A 3615-nucleotide genomic window follows, 5' to 3' on the forward strand; every position below is an offset into this window, starting at 1 on the left:
CTTGTAAATCAAGCATATTTATAGATTTTAATTAAAATTTAGCACGCTATGTACGATAGAACCATTAAAGTCAGTATTGGGAAACTAAAGCTTAGATTAAATTTTACAGATTTACTTGAGCGAGAAGTTAAAGGCAACGCTATAAAGTTGCTTGAGATATCGGCAGAACATTTAGAAGAGCTAACAAAGCTACCTTTTCATCACAAAGATGCGTTTGATAGGTTAATTATAGTGCAAAGCATTGTGGAAGAAATGTGTTTAATTAGTAAAGATAACGCATTTGAAAACTATCCTGTAACTATACTTTGGTAAAGAAGTATGGCGCTTGCTTTGTCGCTATAACTCAACTGAATGTTGTGGAAAATCTCTCTCTATATGTTGGCTTAATTGGCTGTATGCTTCAACTTGCGCTTCAATGGTTTTAGCTTTTGCCATGTAGTTCAACCAACCACGTGTTTGTTCCTGCATTTCTTGCTAGCAAATCATCCAAGTAAGCTTGCTCTACCGTAGACAACTTGGAATTAGCCAACGCGCGCAACTCATCAACACTTAAGCCAACTAAACAATCTGCATCTAGTTCCAGAGGATTGACTAACCGTTCATAAACATCCAAGTCCAACACAACACCAACCCGCTCTCCACGTTCATTAGTAATATAGCGTACTGACTCAGGCATACCAATTCTCACAGAAGATACTTGAATCTAGTTTAGCAACTTTATTTTCTATCAAGAGATGCTCGCAAGTTAGCAATACCTTCTTGTACATTAATAAATCTTTCAAATGCGTCTTCAAGTCGAATAATTTACAATCACGCTCATGGTGCTAGGTAGAATTTAAGTTGAATCCCCCTAAATCCCCCTTAATAAGGGGGACTTTAAGAGAATTTTAGCCCCCCTTAATAAGGGGGGTTGGGGGGATTTTATAATTAAGAATCACTATAAACACAATCAATTACCAAGGAAGCATGGCGCCTTAAAACATCTTTATCCAGCACATAAGCTTCATACTGTCTAGTCATAGCCAAAAGATTATCAATACGTGTCTTAGCACTTTCTACAATCTTTTCATCCAAACTACCATTATTAATAGAGTCAGCAAAGTCTTGTGCAATAGCAATTGTTCTTTCTATTGATGACGATGGTAAATTACGTGATACCATGAATAAATCACACCCAGCGTTAAAAGTTTGTGTTACCGTTCCTGGTTTTGCGTACATATCAGCAACAGCTTTCATGTCTAAATCGTCTGATACTATTACCCCTTCAAATCCTAATTCTTCGCGAAGTATTCCTGTTAAAATAGTTTTAGATAAAGTCGCAGGCACATCCGCATCTATTTTCGGAAATAAAATATGTGCTGTCATCACCATTGGAACTTCGGCGCCAATTAAAGTTTGAAAAGGTTTTAGTTCGCGCGTTTGTAATTCTTCCTTTGTTAAATGAAGTATAGGTAACTCTAAATGCGAATCTGTACTTGTATCACCATGTCCGGGAAAGTGTTTTGCACAACCAATTATACCTTCATCACGCAGCCCCTCTAAATATAATTTGGCACCTTCACTCGCTGACTCTGGACTAGTTCCAAAAGCGCGCGTGCCAATAATTGGATTATTCGGATTAGAATAAATATCAGCATCAGGCGCCCACGAAACGTTAATACCCATTGATTTAAGTTCTCTTGCAGCACATGCAGCAATTTCACGCGCGTTCTGCTTCGCTAAATAAGCTTCTGGAAAACGAGTAATTGGCATTGGGGGACGATGAACTCGACCACCCTCATGGTCAAGCGTCATAAACATAGCATCCCTTTCAGCATACTCTCGAATTTGCGCGCTTAGTGATTTAAAAGTTTCTAGCCAATCTTCATAATGGCGCCCAGTTTGAAAGTTTTTACCGTAAAATACAATCCCTACAGGTTTTACCGTACTAAGTAACCTTTTATCATCATCGTTTAAGTGAGTACCAGAAACACCAATAAGCAGGTGATTCCCAAATCTTTCCAGTTGAGACAAATTAGACATCACATTTCTCCTGTGGTTGTATCATAAATAACAAGAATATCGAAAATAAAATCTCTGTAGAGACGCGATTAATCGCGTCTCTACTCTGTGTCGTCTCTTCTCTGTGCCCTCTGCGTACTCTGTGGTAAAAATCTTAAAAATCCTACCATACACTATAATTATTTGTACGGCATTAAATCAGGTTGATGCTCATGAACGAAGAAAATTTAACCGCTCAAAACTTACTCTCCGAAGGCGCCCGTTTACTAGAAGCGCGCGAATTTGCAGCAGCACTAGAACCATTGAATGCAGCCATAGAACATGACCCAAACTACGCAGATGCTTTCAGTTGCCGAGGTTTAGTTTTAGGACACCTCAAACGTAACACTGAAGCAATAGAAAATTTTAATCGTGCTTTAGAACTCAACCCAAAAGACCGTCGTGCCTGGTTTAATCGTGGTTTAATATTAGCAGAATTAGGTAAGCACAAAGAAGCCATCGAAGGCTTTAAAGAATTGCTCGAATTTCTACCTTACGACTACGAAAGTTGGGACTCACTCGGTAACTCTTTATTTGAATTAGGGCGCCATACCGAAGCATTAAACGCTTACGAACGCTCGATTGAATTTAACCCTAGTTATTATAAAGCCTTTACAAATCGTGGCAACGCTTTAACCAACTTAAAACGCTTCAAAGGAGCTATTCGTAGCTACGACCAAGCAATAAGTATCCAACCCGATGACCCAGCAGTATGGTTTAATCGTGGTTGTGCTTTCATGGTTTGGGGAAAAATACAAGAAGCCATTGAAAGTTATGATAAAGCGATTGAAGTTGACCCCACATATTCACCAGCTTGGGTCAACCGTGGACTATTATTAAGTCAACAGGGAAATGATGCTGAAGCATTAACTTGCTACGACCGCGCGATAAAAATCGAGCCAAACGATACTAAAACCTGGTACAATCGTGGTATCGCTTTACGGCGCCTAGGAAAAACCAAAGAAGCAATAGATTCATACGCCAAATCCGTAGAAGTAGACCCAAACAACTATGAAGCTTGGGATAACCGAGGATACGCCCTTACCAAACTCGGTAAATATAACGAAGCGCATCAAAACATCGACCGTTCATTACAAATCAAACCCAACCACGCAAACGGTATGTACAACAAAGGCTACTGTTATGCATGTCAAGGTAAAACAAGTTTAGCAGTCGATTGGATAGCCCAAGCAATAAAACTAAATCCTTACAAATATCTACCCGCAGCAAAAACAGACCCAGACTTAAAAGCCTTACGTAACAACAAGCGCTTCCAACAAATTGTAAAACTATAACTTTCTTGTGAAACAGGCATTCTTGCCTGTCCTGTATACCTATATACCCTGTTATGCGCTACCAATCACAGGCGCCTTAACCTAGGGTGTTGACTTTAATGGAATAAAGGCGTTTTTTGTTCATACTGCTTTTCATTACTGGAGTTTAGACTAAATAATCTAAAACCCTTGTGTAGCAAGCATTCTAGACTTTGGAATTAGAAACAGTCAATAAATCATAAAAGCCTTGCTGGATAAGGGTTTGGCGGCTTGATTTGTCAAAATAGTCTAAACTCCAGTT

The 3615-nt window shown here is 39.1% G+C and carries 4 protein-coding genes; 2 read left to right on the forward strand and 2 right to left on the reverse strand.

Annotated elements, in window-relative coordinates:
• Nucleotides 1-48: 48 nt before the first annotated feature.
• Nucleotides 49-312, forward strand: a complete 264-nt coding sequence (locus tag AC2JBO_RS43860; RefSeq protein WP_496959898.1) for a type II toxin-antitoxin system VapC family toxin — start codon at nucleotides 49-51, stop codon at nucleotides 310-312.
• 109 nt (nucleotides 313-421) lie between these two features.
• Here the strand turns inward: AC2JBO_RS43860 and AC2JBO_RS43865 are convergent, their stop codons facing one another.
• Nucleotides 422-676, reverse strand: a complete 255-nt coding sequence (locus AC2JBO_RS43865; RefSeq protein WP_496959899.1) for a hypothetical protein — start codon at nucleotides 674-676, stop codon at nucleotides 422-424.
• A 251-nt stretch (nucleotides 677-927) separates the two neighbouring features.
• Entirely contained in the window at nucleotides 928-2022 is a 1095-nt protein-coding gene (locus AC2JBO_RS43870; protein WP_496959900.1) for a glycoside hydrolase family 3 N-terminal domain-containing protein, read from the reverse strand.
• A gap of 191 nt (nucleotides 2023-2213) precedes the next feature.
• On the opposite strand from AC2JBO_RS43870, the gene AC2JBO_RS43875 reads away from it, so the two are divergent.
• A complete protein-coding gene (locus AC2JBO_RS43875; RefSeq protein WP_496959901.1) occupies nucleotides 2214-3335 on the forward strand; it encodes a tetratricopeptide repeat protein in 1122 nt (373 codons plus the stop codon).
• Nucleotides 3336-3615: the final 280 nt, after the last annotated feature.

It is taken from the genome of Calothrix sp. CBUCES-K 9914, from assembly GCF_059640475.1.